Source organism: Shewanella sp. GJ50-10, from assembly GCF_055808815.1.
Genome location: NZ_JBVVSS010000001.1, coordinates 1254612 through 1274236, shown reverse-complemented (window position 1 = coordinate 1274236; position 19625 = coordinate 1254612). Strand labels below are relative to the sequence as shown.

Annotated in this window: 20 protein-coding genes and 1 pseudogene; 11 read left to right on the top strand and 10 right to left on the bottom strand. The window is 39.1% G+C overall.

Annotated elements, in window-relative coordinates:
- Positions 1-97: 97 nt before the first annotated feature.
- Both rfaH and AC0L4E_RS05365 read right to left on the bottom strand, forming a co-directional pair.
- Positions 98-589, bottom strand: a complete 492-nt coding sequence (gene rfaH / locus AC0L4E_RS05370) for a transcription/translation regulatory transformer protein RfaH (RefSeq protein WP_473678312.1) — start codon at positions 587-589, stop codon at positions 98-100.
- A 294-nt stretch (positions 590-883) separates the two neighbouring features.
- Complete coding sequence (locus tag AC0L4E_RS05365; RefSeq protein ID WP_473678311.1) at positions 884-1444, bottom strand: DUF4136 domain-containing protein; 561 nt, start codon at positions 1442-1444, stop codon at positions 884-886.
- Between the two features lie 283 nt (positions 1445-1727).
- On the opposite strand from AC0L4E_RS05365, the gene yciH reads away from it, so the two are divergent.
- The 3 genes from yciH (at position 1728) to ruvX (ending at position 3190) form a co-directional block, all read left to right on the top strand.
- Positions 1728-2057, top strand: coding sequence for a stress response translation initiation inhibitor YciH (gene yciH / locus AC0L4E_RS05360; RefSeq protein WP_473678310.1), 330 nt, complete (start codon positions 1728-1730; stop codon positions 2055-2057).
- 78 nt (positions 2058-2135) lie between these two features.
- Positions 2136-2696: a YqgE/AlgH family protein gene (locus AC0L4E_RS05355; RefSeq protein ID WP_473678309.1), complete on the top strand. Its 561-nt coding sequence runs from the start codon at positions 2136-2138 to the stop codon at positions 2694-2696.
- A 68-nt stretch (positions 2697-2764) separates the two neighbouring features.
- A complete protein-coding gene (gene ruvX, locus AC0L4E_RS05350; RefSeq protein WP_473678308.1) occupies positions 2765-3190 on the top strand; it encodes a Holliday junction resolvase RuvX in 426 nt (141 codons plus the stop codon).
- Between the two features lie 166 nt (positions 3191-3356).
- On the opposite strand, the gene hemH is transcribed toward ruvX, so the two are convergent.
- From hemH to AC0L4E_RS05330, 4 genes are all read right to left on the bottom strand, one after another.
- Entirely contained in the window at positions 3357-4370 is a 1014-nt protein-coding gene (gene hemH / locus AC0L4E_RS05345) for a ferrochelatase (protein WP_473678307.1), read from the bottom strand.
- A gap of 157 nt (positions 4371-4527) precedes the next feature.
- Positions 4528-5073, bottom strand: a complete 546-nt coding sequence (locus AC0L4E_RS05340) for a glutathione peroxidase (protein ID WP_473678306.1) — start codon at positions 5071-5073, stop codon at positions 4528-4530.
- Between the two features lie 280 nt (positions 5074-5353).
- Entirely contained in the window at positions 5354-6466 is a 1113-nt protein-coding gene (locus tag AC0L4E_RS05335) for a PilT/PilU family type 4a pilus ATPase (protein ID WP_473678305.1), read from the bottom strand.
- Between the two features lie 11 nt (positions 6467-6477).
- Entirely contained in the window at positions 6478-7515 is a 1038-nt protein-coding gene (locus tag AC0L4E_RS05330) for a type IV pilus twitching motility protein PilT (RefSeq protein WP_220753529.1), read from the bottom strand.
- Between the two features lie 35 nt (positions 7516-7550).
- On the opposite strand from AC0L4E_RS05330, the gene AC0L4E_RS05325 reads away from it, so the two are divergent.
- The 8 genes and pseudogenes from AC0L4E_RS05325 to AC0L4E_RS05290 all read left to right on the top strand — a co-directional run bounded on the left by AC0L4E_RS05325 (position 7551) and on the right by AC0L4E_RS05290 (position 14925).
- Positions 7551-8240 carry a YggS family pyridoxal phosphate-dependent enzyme gene (locus AC0L4E_RS05325; RefSeq protein WP_473678304.1) on the top strand — a complete coding sequence of 230 codons (690 nt, stop codon included), beginning with the start codon at positions 7551-7553 and terminating at the stop codon, positions 8238-8240.
- Between the two features lie 177 nt (positions 8241-8417).
- A complete protein-coding gene (gene proC, locus AC0L4E_RS05320) occupies positions 8418-9236 on the top strand; it encodes a pyrroline-5-carboxylate reductase (RefSeq protein WP_473678303.1) in 819 nt (272 codons plus the stop codon).
- Positions 9237-9385: 149 nt separating this feature from the next.
- Positions 9386-9934 carry a YggT family protein gene (locus AC0L4E_RS05315; RefSeq protein WP_473678302.1) on the top strand — a complete coding sequence of 183 codons (549 nt, stop codon included), beginning with the start codon at positions 9386-9388 and terminating at the stop codon, positions 9932-9934.
- A gap of 18 nt (positions 9935-9952) precedes the next feature.
- The gene (yggU, locus tag AC0L4E_RS05310; RefSeq protein WP_473678301.1) at positions 9953-10267 is read left to right on the top strand and encodes a DUF167 family protein YggU; all 315 of its coding nucleotides are present in this window, start codon (positions 9953-9955) and stop codon (positions 10265-10267) included.
- A gap of 183 nt (positions 10268-10450) precedes the next feature.
- Positions 10451-10898 (top strand): annotated as a pseudogene (locus tag AC0L4E_RS05305) (DUF4426 domain-containing protein).
- A gap of 188 nt (positions 10899-11086) precedes the next feature.
- Positions 11087-11683: an RdgB/HAM1 family non-canonical purine NTP pyrophosphatase gene (gene rdgB, locus AC0L4E_RS05300; protein WP_473678300.1), complete on the top strand. Its 597-nt coding sequence runs from the start codon at positions 11087-11089 to the stop codon at positions 11681-11683.
- A gap of 5 nt (positions 11684-11688) precedes the next feature.
- Positions 11689-12828 carry a radical SAM family heme chaperone HemW gene (gene hemW, locus AC0L4E_RS05295; protein ID WP_473678299.1) on the top strand — a complete coding sequence of 380 codons (1140 nt, stop codon included), beginning with the start codon at positions 11689-11691 and terminating at the stop codon, positions 12826-12828.
- A 249-nt stretch (positions 12829-13077) separates the two neighbouring features.
- Positions 13078-14925 carry a DUF885 domain-containing protein gene (locus AC0L4E_RS05290; RefSeq protein ID WP_473678298.1) on the top strand — a complete coding sequence of 616 codons (1848 nt, stop codon included), beginning with the start codon at positions 13078-13080 and terminating at the stop codon, positions 14923-14925.
- A gap of 722 nt (positions 14926-15647) precedes the next feature.
- Here AC0L4E_RS05290 and AC0L4E_RS05285 read toward each other — a convergent pair.
- The 4 genes from AC0L4E_RS05285 to AC0L4E_RS05270 form a co-directional block, all read right to left on the bottom strand.
- Positions 15648-16589, bottom strand: coding sequence for a LysR family transcriptional regulator (locus AC0L4E_RS05285; protein ID WP_220753537.1), 942 nt, complete (start codon positions 16587-16589; stop codon positions 15648-15650).
- 537 nt (positions 16590-17126) lie between these two features.
- A complete protein-coding gene (locus AC0L4E_RS05280) occupies positions 17127-17954 on the bottom strand; it encodes a YggN family protein (RefSeq protein ID WP_473678297.1) in 828 nt (275 codons plus the stop codon).
- A gap of 377 nt (positions 17955-18331) precedes the next feature.
- Positions 18332-19246, bottom strand: coding sequence for a glutaminase B (glsB, locus tag AC0L4E_RS05275; RefSeq protein ID WP_473678296.1), 915 nt, complete (start codon positions 19244-19246; stop codon positions 18332-18334).
- 8 nt (positions 19247-19254) lie between these two features.
- Positions 19255-19581 carry a 50S ribosome-binding protein YggL gene (locus AC0L4E_RS05270; RefSeq protein ID WP_220753540.1) on the bottom strand — a complete coding sequence of 109 codons (327 nt, stop codon included), beginning with the start codon at positions 19579-19581 and terminating at the stop codon, positions 19255-19257.
- Between the last annotated feature and the right edge of the window lie 44 nt (positions 19582-19625).

Genomic DNA, 19625 nt, shown 5'->3' with positions numbered 1-19625 from the left:
AAAACGGTCAATGGCTAATGTCTCACAAATAAATAGGACTATTTCCTCACGACTCAATTACGTCAAAAAGAGTATTTCATCATCGATGAACCAAACCTCAGACTTTTTTGATGCTTTCTTTATCAACACATAGCCTTTTTTGTTGGCCCATTATATTGAACAATACAAAGCAGCGTTTCTCGGCATTTGTTTCTTCAAAAATAGCTTCTAAGTCTACAAAAGGGCCCTCAGTGAATTGCACTTTATCACCTGCTTGTATGCCTTTATCCACTTCAGGTTTATGCTTCATCACCCGATGCTTTATTTGCTGGATAATTCTGTCATCAATTGGCGTCATATCCTCACGACAACCAATAATCCTTGAAGCACCACGAGTTGAGTGAATGCGGCTAACGCTCACTTGTGTAGGGTCAAAATAAATGAATAGATAACAAGGGAATAATAGGGCTTCTACAAGCTTTGTTTTTCCTTGAGATATTCTCTCCTCTTGAATGACGGGCAAATAGCTTTCAATCTGCTGCATGGCTAGGTTTTGTTGAGCGCGTCGTTCATTACGCGGCTTACAATATAACAAATACCATGACTTCATCTTTGATTACTCTTATATCATCCAGTGGTGACTTCCGTTATCACCAATTTATTAATTTTAGCAAAGCTATTTTTGTAAAGAAATGGCTTTTAGAGTTTATGCCCCTATTTGATGAATATTGATACAAATGCAAGGTTAAAAGCTCAATAAAAAGTCATTAAAACTTCAAGATACATCAGTACTTTTGCATATAAAACAAAAAACCACCTCATCAATAAGGTGGTTTTAAAGTAGTAATAACTAACTTACCAGTTTACCTGCACAAAGCTGCTGCTTTTAACAACGAAACTTATATTACTTAGTTTCTGGCTTTGGTGGGAAGTTCATCATCACTTCAGCAATTGCGTGGTTAATGATTTCAACACGTTCTTCAGGAGTATTTTGGTCACGAATGGTATCTGCAACACTGCCACGCCATACTAAATTGCCACTTTCTTTATCAACTAAGTCGACAATCAAAGTCCCTACTTCATATTCACGAACTGTAGTTTGGGTGTTCATCCCTGCTCCGCCCCAGCCACGACGACCGTAATATGGGTAGTAGCCATAGCTAGTGTTGAAGGTATCAACATTAATTTTCTTATCAACTTTGGTTAAATAGTTAACTAACAAGTCAGCTTGTGCAGCATCAACCTGTGACAAACCTTTCTGGGTCAGTTGAGAGTTGACCGCATCCCTAACACGTTGGTCCATCAAACCATCTAAATGGTAAGTAGAATCTTCGTTTTTCTTTTCTACCCAAGCGAAGCTTTTGTACTGTTCAAACGAAACAGCTGGATCGTAGTCACTACTTGTTTTTAATGAACTACAGGCACTTAATGCTAAAACTGCGGCTGCAACTAAAAGCTTTTTCATATTAACTCCAAACGGTAACTAGCAAACAAGTTGTTTTAATTTACTATTTAATGATTTTATCTGATATTGAATTCAGCTTACCTAGGTAAGTCTTAATCATCAACTGATAATATAAACAAAATGTGTCTCTTTACAGAGCATCAACATTCTTCACTCTATTATCAGCCTTCCATGCTATACATGTCATTTAATCTCTCAGCAGCATAAGTTAGCTATTATCAGCCTTTAGCGCTGTGATTTAGTTTGCTAGACTATTGATAACACTTTCTTACTTTGTTGTTTTATGAGAATTGATCCGAATATATCCTTAGTTTATAGCACCGATGGCGGTAAAATTGACCAGCCTAAAGCTGAAGCAGCCATTCCTGAAGGTGATGGTATTGTCAGAATACACAAAGACAGTAAAGGCCGAAAAGGTAAAGGCGTTAGTGTTATTAAAGGCTTAGGCTTAGCTCCTAAGGAACTTAAAGCCCTTGCGCAAAAGCTTAAAAAGCAATGCGGCTGCGGCGGAACAGTTAAAGATTTCGATATTGAAGTTCAGACAGATGATAGAGAAAAAATTAAGACTCTTTTAGAAAAACAAAAATACACCGTAAAGCTCGCCGGCGGATAATCTGCACTTTATTAATGCATCGAACGTATACCTTGCTATTAGCAGCATCCAATTTACGTATTAGCACAAGGATTTATTATGGATAGCTTACAAGGTCATTTATTAATTGCTATGCCCTCATTAGAAGATACCTTCTTTGAGCGTTCTGTTATCTATATTTGTGAACATAACGATAAAGGCGCGATGGGCGTGATGATCAATCGTGCGACGAATATAGTTATCGACGAATTACTAGATCAAATTGGCTTAAACAATGAGTCTGAATTAAGTTTAGATCTTGAAGGCCCAGTGTTACTTGGCGGCCCTGTGGATACAGACCGCGGGTTTGTGCTGCACACACCGCAGGAGCAATGGGTTAACAGCGAGTCTATCAGTGACTTTTGTATGCTGACCACTTCTCGTGATGTGCTTAACTCATTAGGAACCAAAGAGTCACCAAAACAGTTTGTGGTTGCACTTGGCTATTCAGGTTGGAGCAAAGATCAGCTTGAACAAGAATTAGCTGATAATACCTGGTTAACTATACCCGCGACATCCGAGTTATTATTTGGCCAAGATATTGATGAACTTTGGACTGAAGCGACCAAAAGGCTAGGATTTGATATTTGGCAAATTTCATCTCAAGTGGGTCACTCTTAACCTTAAGCAGTTCATAAGCTGATTAAAACAATAATGCCGACTATGTTGGCAATCTAAGGTAAAAATTCATGCAATCAAAAACCGTTCTTGGGTTTGATTTTGGCACAAAAAGCATTGGTGTGGCTGTTGGGCAAGAAATAACAGCAAGCGCTGCACCTGTTTCTGCAATTAAAGCCAATGATGGGATCCCTAATTGGAATGAAATCGAAGCTGTGATTAAAGAATGGCAACCTGATCTAGTTGTCGTTGGTCTACCACTTAATATGGATGGTACAGAACAAGAAATGACTCAGCGAGCCAGAAAATTCGCAAATCGTGTTAGCGGGCGCTTTGGGGTTAAAGTCGCAACCCAAGATGAGAGATTGACGACAACAGATGCAAAAGCCCGACTTTTCGAGTTAGGTGGATATAAGAAGCTAACTAAAGGCCAGGTGGATGCAGTTTCAGCTGTATTAATTATTGAAAGCTATTTTGAAAACCAATTTGCTGATTAAATTGCTAAATACATAAGAATTTAGAATATAAAAAAGGAGTCCTGAGGACTCCTTTTTTATTAAGTAGCTTTTATTAGTCGCACTATTGCTAGGCGAACTTTTGCTAGTCTAACTATTTCTAGGCGAACTATTTCAAGCCGGACTATTTCTAGCTGAACTAAAGACCTTATAGATAAGGTTTAACCAAATTGGCCATCATATTAATGTGCGCATCGTTATCATTTAAGCACTCAATGTAGCGGAACTTCTTACCGCCCGCTTGTTCAAAAACTTCGCGGTTTTCACCTTTAATCTCTTCTAGCGTTTCCAAACAATCTGCACTAAACGCTGGGCAAATAACGGCAATATCATTCACGCCTTCACCAGGCAATGCTTCCATTGTTGCATCTGTATAAGGCTGCAACCATTTAGCTTTACCGAAGCGAGATTGAAATGTCATCACATATTCTTTTTCATCTAAACCAAGTTTCTCAACCACTAATCGAGTGGTTTTAACACAGAAGCAATAATATGGATCGCCCAAGTGTAAGTTACGCTCTGGCATACCGTGATATGACAACACCAGTTTTTCAGGTTTACCATTTGCATCGAAGTCAGTTTGAATTGACTCAGCTAATGCATCAATAAAAGTTGGGTCGTCATGGTAGGTATTAATGAAGTGCAGTGCAGGAATATAACGCCACTTACACAGCTCTTTTGCAATAGCATCAAAAGCTGATGCTGTTGTTGGGGCTGCATATTGAGGATATAGAGGCAAAACCACAATTCTATCGATGCCATCTTTGTGCATTGCTTGCAGCACAGAAGGCGTTGACGGGTTACCGTAACGCATCGCTAGATGAACAGAAGCATCAACATCATTGTCGGCAAATAACTTTGCTAGCTTGCTTTGTTGACGCAAGCTGATATCCATTAAGGGTGAACCATCTTTAGTCCATACCTCTTTGTATAAAGCCGCAGACTTTGCTGGTCTAACACGCAAGATGATGCCATGTAGAATACACATCCAAACAAGCTTAGGAATTTCAACAACCCTAGGATCTGCTAAGAACTCAGCTAAATATCGTCTTACTGCTGATGGTGTAGGTTCATCAGGTGTACCTAAGTTCATTAATAACACGCCTGTTTTGCCGCGTGTCTTATGGCCGTCATCTTTACTTAAACCAGAAAATTTATACAAAACTGTCTCCGAAAAAGTCTAATCATCGAGTGAAAATACCAACTCACCCCAATGTTAAAGTCTGTCACACGCTAAAACTATTATAGTTATTACAAATATAAAGCCACTGACTAAGTGACTAACTTGTAAACAATTAGTTTTATGAACGATGCATAATTTATAGCACTGACTCTATCGCTTTTTTCAGTTCTTCGCTATCCGGTTTTACTCGAGAGTTGAATTGCTGCACACTTTCGCCATCAGCACTGACTAAGTATTTATAAAAGTTCCATTTCGGAGCTGCAGTTTTGTCGCCTAAATAAGCAAATACAGAGTTAACGTCACTACCACGAACGGCAGATGTTGAGACCATAGTAAATGTCACCCCATAATTTACGAAACATACATCAGCAGTTTTAGCTTCGTCATCTTCTTCTTGAAAGAAATCATCAGATGGAAACCCAATCACTACTAGATCATCTTCATATTGCTTATGTAATGCTTCTAACGCTTCAAATTGAGGTGTAAATCCACAATTGCTCGCTGTGTTAACAATCAGTACGGGCTTACCTTTAGTGACTTCACATAAGTCGACTATTTCATCTGAATGCAGTTTTCTTGCTTCTACATTAAGGTAATCAGGACAGCTATTTGCTATAGCTGTAGTAGGTAAAAGAGCGCTGCTTAAAGTAAGTAATCCAGCAGTTAATAGAAGCTTTTTCATATTGATTCCTTTCGACTTAAGTCATTTAATAGTGCTGTTTTATTACTAACACTGTTATTTAACCGATTATACGTTGTTCTAATAAAAGCAGATCATCAATTATGTAAATAATCTATATAGATGTTCCATTAAACATCTGCCGACGCTGAACATATAGTTATTCAACATAAATGCAGTTCAAAATTCAAATATAAAAAAACCAAAGCAATACACTTTGGTTTTTCCTACAAGATTTTTAGGCTTGGACAAATCGATTAACTTTCAAACCGACTTCTAGGTTTTAGCCTAAATCTAAAGTCACGCCGTCCATTAAGCCTGAACCGTTGGTTTCATTATTTTGCAGCTTAATCATTAGACGTAAATCATTTGGAGAATCTGCATGGTGCAATGCATCAGCATAAGTAATTTCTTTCTCTAAATATAAATCTAATAAGGCTTGGTCAAACGTCTGCATACCCTGCTCGCGAGATTTACTCATGGTCTCTTTGAGTAAGTGCAGTTCATTTTTCTGAATTAAACTGGCTACACGAGGAGTATTAATTAATACCTCAATCGCTGCTCGACGACCTGTTCCATCCGATTTAGGTACCAACTGCTGTGCAACAATCCCGCGTAAATTAAGAGATAAATCAAAAAGTAACTGGTTATGTTTGCTTTCAGGCACTAAATGCATAATACGGTCTAACGCTTGGTTGGCGTTGTTAGCATGAAGTGTTGCCATACATAAATGACCTGTTTCAGCAAAAGATAACGCAAACTCCATAGTCTCTTGAGTTCGGATCTCACCAATCAAAATAACATCAGGTGCCTGACGCAGCGAGCTTTTAAGCGCCGCATCAAATGAATCCGTATCAATACCAACTTCTCGCTGAGTAATAATACTTTTACGATGGTCATGAACGAATTCCACAGGGTCTTCAATGGTTAAAATATGCCCACGCGCGTGCGCATTACGATAACCCACTAAAGATGCCAGCGATGTCGACTTACCAGTACCCGTACCACCTACCATGATAATTAAGCCACGCTTACTCATCACTAAGTCTTTCAAAATTGGAGGTAGTTTTAAATCTTCTACTTCTGGAATTTTAGTTTCAATACGGCGCATCACACAGCCAGGAGATTCACGCTGCCAAAAAGCACTGACACGAAAACGACCTAAGCCCTTTGCTGCAAATGCAAAATTACACTCGCGGCTTTCATGGAACTCCTGCTTTTGAATATCAGTCATTAATGATTCAACAAAATCTAACGACTGCTCTGGATTAAAACTTGTTTCAGAAAGCGGTCTTAACTCACCATCAATTTTTGCACTTGGCGGAAAGCCCGCTGTAACAAATAAATCTGAGGCTTTACGGTCAACCATGACCTTTAAAAAAGGATGTACATCCATTTTATTTCCCCTTAAAAGTTGGCTTGCTTGTTTGAACTCTTAGACATTGCGTCATCACGAGTGATTAGTCCACGATTCACCAAGTTCTGTAAGCACTGTTCAAGGGTTTGCATACCATGAGCCATACCCGTTTGAATTGCTGAATACATTTGCGCGACTTTATCTTCACGAATTAGGTTACGAATCGCCGGTGTTCCCATCATGATTTCATGGGCTGCAACTCGGCCGCCACCGACTTTTTTAATCAGGGTTTGCGAGATAACAGCTTGCAATGATTCCGACAACATAGTTCTTACCATGTCTTTCTCACCGGCAGGGAATACATCAACGATACGGTCAACGGTTTTTGCCGCTGAGGTGGTATGCAGAGTACCAAACACTAAATGACCTGTTTCTGCAGCAGTCATTGCAAGTCGAATGGTTTCAAGGTCACGCATCTCACCAACAAGAATAACATCGGGATCTTCACGAAGCGCGCTTCGAAGCGCCGCATCAAACCCATGAGTATGTTTATGGACTTCACGTTGGTTAACCAAACATTGTTTATTTTGATGAACGAATTCTATCGGGTCTTCAATGGTAAGAATATGGTCATGGCGTTCATTATTAATGTAATCAACCATAGCTGCTAGTGTTGTCGACTTACCGGAACCTGTAGGACCTGTTACCAGCACAAGACCACGTGGGAAACTTGAAATTGTCTTAAAGATTTCTGGAGCACCGAGCTGCTCTAATGATAAAATTTCACTTGGAATAGTACGGAAAACCGCACCAGCGCCGCGAGACTGATTAAATGCATTTACACGAAAACGAGCAAGGTTTGGCACTTCGAACGAGAAATCGATTTCTAAATGTTCTTCGAAGTCCTTACGCTGTTTATCATTCATGATGTCGTACACTAAACCGTGTACTGCTTGATGGTCTAATGCAGGTAAATTAATTTTTCTGACTTCACCATCTACACGGATCATTGGCGATACGCCTGCTGAAAGGTGTAGATCCGAGGCATTGTGCTTTACACTAAAGGCAAGTAACTCAGTAATTTCCATGGTCAATGACATCCATTTAAACAAATAAAAACAATATGACAACAATAGCAGACCGAATATCAATCGCCCAGAGCCAAATCACTCAAGCGGCGCAAAATTGTTCACGTAATAGTGAAGAAGTGACCCTTCTTGCAGTAAGTAAAACCAAACCTATTGAAGATATCCTAGCAGCATATGAAGCAGGTCAACGCTGTTTTGGTGAAAATTACGTTCAAGAAGGTGAAGAAAAAGTCATCGCACTCAGCGCTGACTACCCAGATATTGAATGGCATTTTATCGGCCCGCTGCAATCAAATAAGTCACGCATTATTGCTGAACACTTTGATTGGATGCACACTTTAAGCCGTGAAAAAATCGCTAAACGTTTAAATGACCAAAGACCTGGCGATAAAAATCCATTGCAAGTATGTATTCAAGTCAACGTCAGTAATGAAGCCAGTAAATCAGGCGTATCAAAACAAGAAGTGGCTCAACTCGCTACGGTTATTGATTCGTTACCTCACCTCACCTTACGTGGCTTAATGGCTATCCCCACTGCAACATCTGATATTAATCTGCAAAAACAAGAATTTAGCCAACTTGAAAACTTATACCTTGAACTTAAACAGCAATACCCTAGTGTAGATACCCTTTCAATGGGGATGAGTAATGATTTAAGCCTTGCCATTGAACACGGTTCAACCATGGTGAGAATTGGTACTGCTATTTTTGGTTCTAGAAAATAAATGTCGCTTATTAAGCTGTTATTCATGAAGGATAATTTATAATTGCGGCCTTGAAACTCTATGTTGCAGCCCAAACATATTTTAAATGCTAACTAAGGATACTATTCCGGTATTTAGATAACACTACACACCATTAATAAGATTAATAATTAACAACTATAAAGTGGTAAGAAACAAATGACTCAAGCAAAAGTATGCTTCATCGGCGCCGGCAACATGACTCGTTCTATGATCAGTGGCTTAGTCACTAATGGCTACCCTGCCTCTTTGGTACATGCGACGAACCCTAGTGTAGGTAAATTAGATGCGTTAAAAGCGGATTTTAATATTAATGTATCCCACGATAATATTGCCGCAGCCAACTCAGCTGATGTCATTGTGCTCAGTGTAAAACCGCAACTCATGCAGACTGTTTGCGAACAGCTAAGTCATTTAGATTTATCTGATAAGTTATTAGTCACTATCGCAGCTGGTATTCCAGCGGCGCGTTATCAAGATTATTTCAAACAACCTGTTAAATTAATCCGTGCAATGCCAAATACCCCAACACAAATAGGTGTGGGTATGACAGGTATTTTTGCCGATGACTCGATTTCAGATGCACAGAAACAAATTTGCGAAACCTTAATGAAAACCGGTGGCGAAGTTGTTTGGGTACAAAAAGAAGACGAATTAAACCAAGTCATTGCACTTGCGGGAAGCTCTCCTGCCTATTTCTTCTTGTTTATTGAATCAATGATCCAACATGGCGTTAAAACGGGTATGGATGAAGACACCGCCAGAGCTCTAGCTCAACAAGCGGCACTTGGGGCTGCGCAAATGGTAGTGCAAAACCCTGAGCTATCATTAGAGAAGTTACGCACCAATGTCATGTCAAAAGGTGGCACTACAGCACGGGCTGTAGAAACCTTTGAAGAAGGTGATTTACGCGGATTAGTTGACCAAGCAATGACTAACTGCATAAAACGAGCAGAAGAAATGGCAAAAACATTTTAAAAATATGCTGATTCGGCGACACTGTTAGTTATTAGAGATATTTAACAGTTTTATTAGTAATAGATATGCGAAATAGCATTAGCTCGCTATCAGCAAGATCAGATAACTCATTTACACATTAAGCGTACCAACCAAACAAGGCACTTAAAATGAATGCAATGCACTTTCTCGTTACCACGGTATTTGACCTCTACCTAATGGTGGTAATTTTACGTTTTTGGCTACAACTTGCTAGAGCAGATTTTTACAATCCATTTAGTCAGTTTGTTGTTAAAGCGACTCAGCCAGTTATTGCTCCAATGCGCCGTGTGCTGCCGTCTGTTGGCGTGATTGATACTGCATCCATCGCACTTGCCTTGATTGTTGTGATGGTTAAGTTTTTAGCTTTAACATTAATCGTCGAATTTAAAATCGATGCGGTATCGTTAATTATTTTATCAGTGGTTTCAGTAATAAAAGAAGCTGGTGTATTACTATTTTGGGTATTAATCATCCGCGCTTTACTAAGCTGGTTTAATCAAGGCCACAACCCAATAGTGATGGTGATGGATCAATTAACCGAGCCATTTTTACGCCCTGTTCGCAAAATCTTACCGCCAATGGGTGGGTTAGATTTATCAGTGATGTTGGTGTTAATTGCAATGAACTTTATTAATATCTTATTCGCCCAATACATTCCATTTTGGAACGCGGTTTAAGTTTTAGTATTAGTTCTAATGTCAGTGCCTGCTATCATTCAGCAACAGAGCGATCTGTTGCTGAATTTATATATCCAGCCTAAAAGTAGCCGAGACAAGATTATTGGCTTACATGGCAACGAGTTAAAAATAGCGATTACCGCACCGCCAATCGACGGTAAAGCTAATAGTCATTTAGTTAAATACTTGTCCAAAACGTTCAAAGTCCCTAAAGCAGATGTCATCATCTTAAAAGGATTGCAAGGTCGTCATAAACAAATAAAAGTGCTGGCCCCTAAACAAATACCAAACGAAGTATCCCAATTACTATTAGCTGAAACAGTCAAACAATAAATCCCTCGTTAAGTAATCGGATCTCGGCTTAACAAATATTACTTAATCCCAGTTCAGGTTAACTAATTAAATTTACTTACTATTGTATGAAATTAAGGTGAGTTTGATTAAAATTCTCTATACTTAGCATTACACTCCATTAGTGAATCATCTCTTTAACAGAGCCGATCAAGGATCCAGATTATGTTTCGCACTCTCATTTTAAATTTAGTGATTGTTTTAGGACTTTCATTAGGACTAGCAAATACCGCACAAGCAGAACAAAAACAGCAAGTGGGCAATTTTGATATTCATTACATGGCATTGGGCAGCACGTTTATAACTCCGAGTATTGCCAAAACCTACGGCATAGAAAGAAGTAATTATAATGGCATAGTGAATATTGCTGTTTTAGATACGAGTAAAGAAGGCAATCCACCTGTGGCTATAGAGATTTCAGGAGTCGCAAATAACTTATTAGATGCCAGAATGACATTAGACTTTAAAGAAATTCGAGAAGGTAAAGCTATCTATTACATTGCCCAAGTGCCTTATCGAGATGACCAAGAAATTAACTTTACCATTGCAGTTAAACACGGCAATCAACTAAATACCTCGCTTAAATTTAAGCAAAAAGTTTTACGTCGAATAGATAGAAGTACAGGGTATTAAAAGATCTTATAAAGCCAATCCTAGTATGATTGGCTTTATTTTTACCAGTATCTAAACCATCACCGATTATCATCTATTGAGCTATCTATCATCCATTCGCTTAGGTATCATTAGCACCATTTTCATGAACTATTTTAACGTACTATTTCAATGTACTAAGGTATTCCCATGCAGCAGATTGTTTTAGCCAGCGGTAACAAAGGTAAACTCAAAGAGTTTGACCAAATGTTGTCACAATTCGATATCCAAGTATTACCGCAAAACCAATTCAATGTGCCTGAAGTGGCAGAAACTGGAACCACCTTTATTGAAAATGCCATTATCAAAGCAAGGCATGCAGCTGAAATTACAGGTAAACCTGCTATTGCTGACGACTCAGGCTTAGAAGTTGATGCACTGCAAGGTGCGCCTGGTATTTACTCTGCTCGTTATGGCGGTGAAGACGCGAGTGAGAGAGACCGTTACCTTAAATTACTCAATGAACTTGAAGGCCAAACTGAGCGTAGTGCTCGCTTTCAGTGTGTGCTGGTCTACATGCGCCATGCAAAAGATCCAACCCCGATTGTTTGCCAAGCTGCTTGGGAAGGTAAAATAGGGACTACGCCACAAGGCGAACAAGGACACGGCTACGACCCAGTTTTTATCCCACAAGGGTTTGACTGCTCAGCTGCAGAGTTAAGCAGTGAGCAAAAGAATCAGTTAAGCCATCGCGGCTTAGCGTTAAACCTACTGGCTGATGCCATGAAAGCTAAAGGGATTATTTGATCACTATGTTAACCCTGCCACCACTGAGTCTTTATATTCACATACCATGGTGTGTGCAAAAGTGTCCTTATTGCGATTTTAACTCCCATGGACAACAAGGCGAGCTACCTCAAGAGCAATATGTCGCTGCACTTTTGCAAGATTTACATAATGACTTAGCTTATGTGCAAAACCGTAAGCTACACAGCATTTTTATTGGTGGTGGCACGCCTTCACTGTTTGAAGCCAAACAAATCAAACGCATTCTTGATGGCGCTAAAGATGCCATTGGTTTTGAGGATGATATTGAAATCACCATGGAAGCCAACCCTGGCACCTTAGAGCATGATGATTTTGCTGCGTATCAAGCTGCTGGTGTCACTCGTTTATCTATTGGTGTGCAAAGTTTCTCAAAAGACAAGCTTAATCTTCTTGGGCGTATTCATGATGAAAATGAAGCGGTCACAGCTGCCAATACCGCTTCAAAGGCTGGATACAAGAGCTTTAACTTAGACTTGATGCATGGACTTCCTAACCAAAGTTTTGATGAAGCCATGGCTGATATCGATACCGCTGCTGAATTGATGCCACCGCACATGTCTTGGTATCAACTCACTATTGAGCCAAACACGCTTTTTCATTCAAAACCGCCACAACTACCTGATGATGAAAACCTGTGGCACATATATGAGCAAGGGCAAAAGAAGTTAGCCGCTTTAGGCTATGAGCAATATGAGATTTCGGCTTATGCAAAACCTGGATTTCAATGTCGCCATAATCTCAATTATTGGCAATTTGGTGACTACTTGGGCATAGGCTGCGGCGCCCACGGAAAAATTACTCAACCAGAAAAAAATGTCATAACGCGAACCGTTAAGATTAAGCACCCTAAAGGTTACTTAAATACCCAAGATTACATCTTTGAAACTTCTGAAGTATTACCTGAAGATAGAGCTCTTGAATATTTAATGAATCGATTACGTCTTATGACACCGATCCCGAAAGTCGAGTTTGAACAACGCACAGGTTTATCTGCTGACGTACTTGCTGACGGGATGAAAAAATCTATCTCAAGAGGCTTGCTGACAGAGTCTGAGAGCCACTGGCAGTTAACATCAAAAGGCCACATGTTCGTCAATGATCTGTTATCGCAATTTATTGATTAACCTATTTTTTGAATAACCAAATATCACAGCCTTTAATCATAAAACCACTACATTGAATTCAATGGGTGGTTTTTTCTTTTTTAAACAAAATAGCCATTTAAAACAGATTACTACCTCACCAACAAATTTAAGCAACATTTAAGACACAATTGCTAACATTTCACTTTACCCTTTTCCCCTTTGCTCCATTAGGATATCAATCAATATTAATAAACGCTTAACTCTACCCTTCGTTTACGGAAACCCATTATGCTACTAAAAACTAAAACGACATTAATAGCCGTTGCATTATCTAGCTTATTATCGACTTCTGTTATGGCTCATGGAACGGACAGCCATCCAGTACAAACCACCGCAAAAACAACTAAGCAGGCGACTACTGAATCAGAAAAAGCCAATGAATTATTTGAAAACATTTTCATGGAAAATGTTATGGCAAGCCCGATTTCGCAAACCTATATGCGTATCAAAACTGATTACGACAAATGGGGTGATTTTAGTGAAAAGGCTGAAGACGAAGATTTAGCTCGCGCTAAAAAGCACCTAAAGCAACTTGAATCTATCGATGTTAGTAAGTTAGACGTGCAAACCGCTTTAAGCTACAAGCTGATGAAGCAAGGTTTAGAGCAAGATATTGTTGATGATAAATGGCGTCATCATACTTACCCAGTAAATCAAATGTACGGTAGCCATACTTTTATCGCGACATTCTTAATTAACCAACACCAAGTATCAAGTGTGAGTGATGCTGAAGCTTACATTAGCCGTTTAAATGGCGTTAAGCTTGCCAGTAAGCAGCTTGTGGATGGATTAAAACTGCGCGCTGATAAAGGCATTATTGCACCTAAGTTTGTATTTCCGTATGTGATTTCAGACAGTCAAAACATCATCACTGGCGCACCTTTTAGTGATACTGAAGAAAAAAGCACCCTTTGGGCTGATATCAATAAAAAAGTAGCAGCGTTAGATGCCCCACAAGCAAAGAAAGATGAGCTGCTTGCTGATGCTAAAAAAGCATTAATCAACAGCGTACAACCAGCATATAACGACCTTATCGCTTACCTTAACGAGCTTGAGCAAAAAGCCGATACCCGTGATGGTGTATGGAAACTACCTGAAGGTGATGACTTCTTTAACATGCGTTTAAACCGCGTTACCACAACGGACATGAGTTCAGAAACTATTCATAAATTAGGTCTATCTGAAGTGGCTCGTATTCATGATGAGATGCGTGACATCATGAAGAAAGTGAAGTTTGATGGAAACTTACAAGAATTCATGGCATTCATGCGCGATGATGAGCAGTTTTACTACCCTGCAACTGATGCTGGTAAAACTCGCTATATGACTGAAGCAAAAGACTTAATTGATAACATGGAATCTCGTCTTGATGAAGTGTTCAACATCAAGCCAAAAGCGCAGCTAATCGTTAAACAAGTTGAAGCATTCCGTGAGAAGTCAGCGGGTAAAGCATTCTACGATGCACCAGCACCAGATGGCTCACGCCCAGGTACTTACTACGCTAACCTGTATGACATGAAAGCCATGCCAACATACCAAATGGAAGCGTTAGCTTACCATGAAGGTATTCCGGGCCATCACATGCAAATTGCGATTGCTCAAGAGCTTGAAGGTATTCCTAAGTTCCGCAAATATGGCGGCTATACGGCCTACATTGAAGGTTGGGGCTTATACACTGAGTACTTCCCTAAAGAGATGGGCTTATATGCTGATCCTTATTCTGACTTCGGTCGTTTAGCGATGGAGCTATGGCGCGCTTGTCGTTTAGTAGTTGATACTGGTATTCATTCAGAAAAATGGACCCGTGAGCAAGGTATTCAATACTATGTTGATAATACCCCAAATGCAGAATCTGATGCTGTGAAGATGGTTGAACGTCATATCGTGATGCCAGGTCAAGCAACCGCTTATAAAGTCGGTATGATTAAGATTTTAGAATTGCGTGAAGATGCTAAAAAGCAATTAGGTGATAAGTTTGATATTCGCCAGTTCCACACGCTAATTTTAGAAAATGGCCCACTGCCTTTAGATGTTTTAGAGGATAAAGTCACTGAATGGGTTAACGCGACTAAATAGTCCAAATTGACTTATCCAAGTTCAGTTACCCCTGTTGAGTTATAACTGTTAAGTTAGCTCAAACTTCAAAGATAGAAAAAAAGCCACTGTAGTCAGTGGCTTTTTTGTATCTACTTAAAGGTGATGACCAGTTCTAATTGTAATAGTGGCACAAACAAAACATAAGCAAATATCGTTTATATCAAACGTATATTCTGGGTAGGAATATAGGGGACGAAACTAAATTGGAACTATTGCAGTTTAAGCAAAGTTCATATGCAAAAATCTGAAATCAACAAACAATTCGATACGGCGGGTGTTTATTTTAGATAAAAATAACCCCAGAACATTGTCTGGGGTAAACCAATATAAACTAGGATGATGGTTTCAAAGCCGGCATTGTTCTAGTTTTAAAACCGTTGCCAGCAGTGATTCAAAATTTGCGAAGTTGCTGGTTTGCACATAAAGCTGAAAAGGGGTCATTTCTCAACAAGATGCGTGACTCAAACCATTCCGAATCAACTGAAATCTATTGTATTGATTTCAGAACATAGTTCAAGATGCATTTTATCGATTGTTTTTTATTTAAGACAAAGTTCAACTGGATAATTTTTAACCACAAACAATCAAGCCATTGTTTTTAATTAATAAATAAAAAAACCGCATATAAAAATGCGGTTTTGTTTTAAAATTTGAACAATGTTTCCATATATTCTTACGTATTTAACGACCTTCAGTGGTAATTATTTACGCAATTTGTATAAATGGTCATATTTAGTATCCCAATATGGAGTACTACCAATATGTCCTTTAATGAAATCAATGAACGAACTCACTTTTGGTGCAAGATGTTTACGACGAGGGTAAACCGCTTGAAGAGGCAAGTTATTGGTTAACTGCCAATCCGGTAACAAGGGAACTAAGGTTCCTTGCTCGATTTCATCTTCCATCAAGTAACTGGCTAAATATGCAATACCTAGTCCGCTTACAGCTGCTGATTTAAGCGCTGGAGCATTATCGACACGGAAGTTACCTGATACACCAATCTCGCAGTAGTCTTCGCCTTTCTTAAACTGCCACATACTGTGTTCATGCCATTCGCCTTGATACACAAGACAGTTATGATCCACTAGCTGCTCAGGGCGTGAAATAGTGCCGTTTTGAGCAATATACTCTGGCGATGCTGCAAGTAAGAATTGGCACTTCATCAATGGACGAGCCACCATGCCTAGAGGTAATTGCTCAGACATAGTTAATAATAAATCTAAGCCTTCACTTACCACATCAACTTTATGATCAAGTAAGCTTACTTGTAGCTCAAGCTCAGGATGTTTAGCCATAAACTCAGGTAAAGCTGGAATGATGTGCATAGTACCGAAAGACTGAGAAATACCCACTTTCAATACACCACGCGTGGCATCATTTAAGTTATGAACACTTGCGACGGCTTGTTCAGCATCGCGAAGCAACTCTTCACCTTGAATATAAAGCAAGTTACCTGCTTCTGTCAGACTCAAACTACGTGTAGTACGTTGAATAAGTTGAACCCCAAGTTTATGTTCAAGGTCAGCGACCTGAGTACTTACTTTCGACTTAGATATACTCAATCTTCTAGCTGCGGCGCTAAAACTTCCCGCGCGGGCAACATGAGTAAAAATAGCAATAGGTTCTAACAGTTCTAACATGGGAGTCGCCTTAAGCTGTTTACGACATTAAAAATAGTTTTTGGAATGCCAATCACTGTAACCTCCTCGAAACAAAACCGAACAAGATTTAAGCGATATAACGGTGCGAAAATGAATGCACTTTTTACCAAAAAAGAAATTAAATTGTGATAGTCCGTTATCCTGTATAGCCAATCAAAATTAAAACAATAAGTTAATCAAATTAGCTATGCAGTTTTATAATTTTATGGAGTATACCAAAAAAATCACAAATGGCTCTATATTTATAATATACAATTTTTTTATCAGAACAAATCATTAGTTATTCATAAATGCAGTTGAATTAGGATTTTAAGCGCATTTAAAACGAAAAAGCCCCTGCATATAGATACAGGGGAAGGTCAGGTGCATTTTAACAATGCTAGAAATTGAACAATCAAGATAATGAGTTTAGTAATAATAAATAGGGGTTACTTTTACTAAACTAATACCATTACCTGTTAGTTAAATACTCATGAACATCATTGAGCTCGATTCAACTAAATAAACTAAGACCACTTATTCGTAACGGTTATCTAGTGTTGCTAATTCGAATGATGCAAGCTCAGGGATTGACTTACGAACTTCTGATTCAAGAACCATAAGCTCCTCAAAATCAGCACAAATTCTTTCTGCTTTTTCTTCAATAGCTTGTGATTGGTCAGCAATTTGAAGTTCAATATCATCGCCTACTTTTTCCATTTTGCTAGAAAATGCTTCTATCTTCTCTTCAAAACTACCGCCTTCCGATGACATCATTTCAGCGCCAATTGCCATCATGAAACTTCCCATTGAATTAGCGATCATCGCTTCCATTTCTTTTTCAAAGTCTTCATTAAATGCATCTTCAATTGAAGACTCGGTAGCACCTATATAAAACTTATCACCTTGCTGATAAGCAGCTTCATCTACTCGTGTTTGAATACCTGCAAGTAATTCATCTAACTTAGCGCCAGTTGCATCACCAAAGATTGGAGTTAATGCTAAGCTAACCGCATCTGTTGCAAGCACAACCACTTCATTTACTAGGTCAATAATTTCTGGAACTTGTTGAGATAGTTCTTCTGAATAGTCGTTTAACAGTCTGCTTTGCTTACTGTCTAATTTGACCTTACTGCCTTCAACATACAACTCGCCCATTTCAACTCGATATAACTCCTCGCCCTTTTCGCTGATAAGCAGTTTTTTGGGTTCGACGGTTACGTCATAGTTTAAAGTGACATTACATTGTTCATCATCGATAGACAGCTTTGCCATAGCGGGTGACATTGCACCTGCAGTAAAAATAAGCCCTGACAAAGCAATACCTTTAATCAATCCGCTGGTGAAATTAGTTTGAGTTTTCATTCGCTCTTCCTTAGCTGTAAATAAAGCCAGTCATTAATGTATAGACTGAATTTTTAATTTGGTTATCAATTGTGTTATTTGTAAAACTTATATTAGATAAAGCACAGTCCATGCCAATAATGAAAAAGCCTTTTATTTCAGTAAATAAGTAGAATTAATTTTAAATGGAGATCAATATAGAATTAGGAAGTTAACCGACTATGAGTGAAATAAACAACAAAGTGGTGTATTTCACTCATTGGTAATATTCTGAAAAGAAGAGTTTAAAAACTGGGGAAAATGAACGACTAACTGAGTTGCTTGCTTAGTTACTTACGCTCGTTGCTCACTTAGTTGCTCACGTTAGAAACTTACTGGGCAGCCAATAAAGCAAGCGGTTAAAAAATTGAACGACCTAAAGACTGAGATAAATACTCAAGCATACGAGTACCAGCCAAAGAGTTGCCATTTTGGTCTAGCTCAGGAGACCACACACAAATAGACATATCACCGGGTATAACCGCAATAATACCGCCACCTACTCCACTCTTACCTGGCATACCAACTCTATAAGCAAACTCACCAGCACCATCATATAAACCAGAGGTAGCCAATAATGCATTTAGCTGTCTGGTTTGCACTGGCGTAATTAATTGCTCATTTTGTAGCGTCTTGCCACGATTAGCTAAATAGAACATTGCCTTTGATAAGTCAGCGCAATTCATCTTTAACGAGCAATAATGAAAATAGCTTTTTAATACCGTATCGACATTGCCATCAAAATTACCAAATGATTTCATCAGGTATGCTATGGATGCGTTTCTGGCACTAAATTTAAACTCTGAATTGGCCACATTTTTGTCAAAGCAAATATGTGAATTACCACTGAGCTTTCTTACTTCTTCAAGCATACGGTGCTTTGGTGCACTTTGCCTTGCCTGAATCAAGTCTGCAATCACTAACGCGCCAGCGTTGATAAAGGGATTACGCGGAATGCCACGCTCTAACTCAACTTGCACTAGCGAGTTAAAAGACTGGCCAGATGGTTCTTTGCCCACTCTGCTCCAAATCTCATCTTCACTATATAAGCTAAGCGCTAGTGTAAGGCTGAAAACCTTAGAAATACTTTGAATTGAGAACGGCTCTAGGTAATCACCAGCGCCCATGGTTTGACCATCAGCAGTGGTCACTGCAATCGCAATTTTATTAGGATCGACATTTCCCAGTGCAGGAATGTAGTTTGCCACCTTCCCAGAACCAATAAGTGGCCGAACTTTGTCGACCACTTCTTCAAGCAATATCTGCTCAGGCATTGGCTGAATTAGCCCCACCAGATGTCATATAATGCACTGACTTCAAGTTCAGAAACTTTCTTTGCTTCCCAAAATGCTTTAACGGCAGCAACATCTTCTTCGGTACATTTACCAATTTGCTGTGTAGCAATGATGCCTTCCCACATTTTGTGGCCGCCACCATGGAAACCTAAGTTACGAGGCTCGATAACTTGATCGATAAACTCATCAACAGTTTTATCAATGTCTTCTTCAGAAATTGATTCTTCAAAAGTCCAGACCACATCAAAACCAAGTTCTTGGAACTCATCAACGCGTAATTTTTTACGTAAACGGCGAGTACGATTCTTAGCCATGTTTATATCCTAGTTTGTATTATCGTTTAAAAATTATTATGTAA

Bases quoted from the DNA above. Each gene is read 5' to 3' on its own strand.
- AC0L4E_RS05290 (WP_473678298.1), top strand. From the start codon at position 13,078: ATGCTACTAAAAACTAAAACGACATTAATAGCCGTTGCATTATCTAGC.
- AC0L4E_RS05280 (WP_473678297.1), bottom strand. From the start codon at position 17,954: ATGAAAACTCAAACTAATTTCACCAGCGGATTGATTAAAGGTATTGCT.
- glsB (WP_473678296.1), bottom strand. From the start codon at position 19,246: ATGCCTGAGCAGATATTGCTTGAAGAAGTGGTCGACAAAGTTCGGCCA.
- hemW (WP_473678299.1), top strand. From the start codon at position 11,689: ATGTTAACCCTGCCACCACTGAGTCTTTATATTCACATACCATGGTGT.
- AC0L4E_RS05325 (WP_473678304.1), top strand. From the start codon at position 7,551: ATGACAACAATAGCAGACCGAATATCAATCGCCCAGAGCCAAATCACT.
- AC0L4E_RS05285 (WP_220753537.1), bottom strand. From the start codon at position 16,589: ATGTTAGAACTGTTAGAACCTATTGCTATTTTTACTCATGTTGCCCGC.
- rdgB (WP_473678300.1), top strand. From the start codon at position 11,087: ATGCAGCAGATTGTTTTAGCCAGCGGTAACAAAGGTAAACTCAAAGAG.
- ruvX (WP_473678308.1), top strand. From the start codon at position 2,765: ATGCAATCAAAAACCGTTCTTGGGTTTGATTTTGGCACAAAAAGCATT.
- AC0L4E_RS05315 (WP_473678302.1), top strand. From the start codon at position 9,386: ATGAATGCAATGCACTTTCTCGTTACCACGGTATTTGACCTCTACCTA.
- AC0L4E_RS05355 (WP_473678309.1), top strand. From the start codon at position 2,136: ATGGATAGCTTACAAGGTCATTTATTAATTGCTATGCCCTCATTAGAA.
- AC0L4E_RS05335 (WP_473678305.1), bottom strand. From the start codon at position 6,466: ATGGATGTACATCCTTTTTTAAAGGTCATGGTTGACCGTAAAGCCTCA.
- AC0L4E_RS05270 (WP_220753540.1), bottom strand. From the start codon at position 19,581: ATGGCTAAGAATCGTACTCGCCGTTTACGTAAAAAATTACGCGTTGAT.
- AC0L4E_RS05365 (WP_473678311.1), bottom strand. From the start codon at position 1,444: ATGAAAAAGCTTTTAGTTGCAGCCGCAGTTTTAGCATTAAGTGCCTGT.
- AC0L4E_RS05330 (WP_220753529.1), bottom strand. From the start codon at position 7,515: ATGGAAATTACTGAGTTACTTGCCTTTAGTGTAAAGCACAATGCCTCG.
- AC0L4E_RS05340 (WP_473678306.1), bottom strand. From the start codon at position 5,073: ATGAAAAAGCTTCTATTAACTGCTGGATTACTTACTTTAAGCAGCGCT.
- rfaH (WP_473678312.1), bottom strand. From the start codon at position 589: ATGAAGTCATGGTATTTGTTATATTGTAAGCCGCGTAATGAACGACGC.
- proC (WP_473678303.1), top strand. From the start codon at position 8,418: ATGACTCAAGCAAAAGTATGCTTCATCGGCGCCGGCAACATGACTCGT.
- yggU (WP_473678301.1), top strand. From the start codon at position 9,953: ATGTCAGTGCCTGCTATCATTCAGCAACAGAGCGATCTGTTGCTGAAT.
- yciH (WP_473678310.1), top strand. From the start codon at position 1,728: ATGAGAATTGATCCGAATATATCCTTAGTTTATAGCACCGATGGCGGT.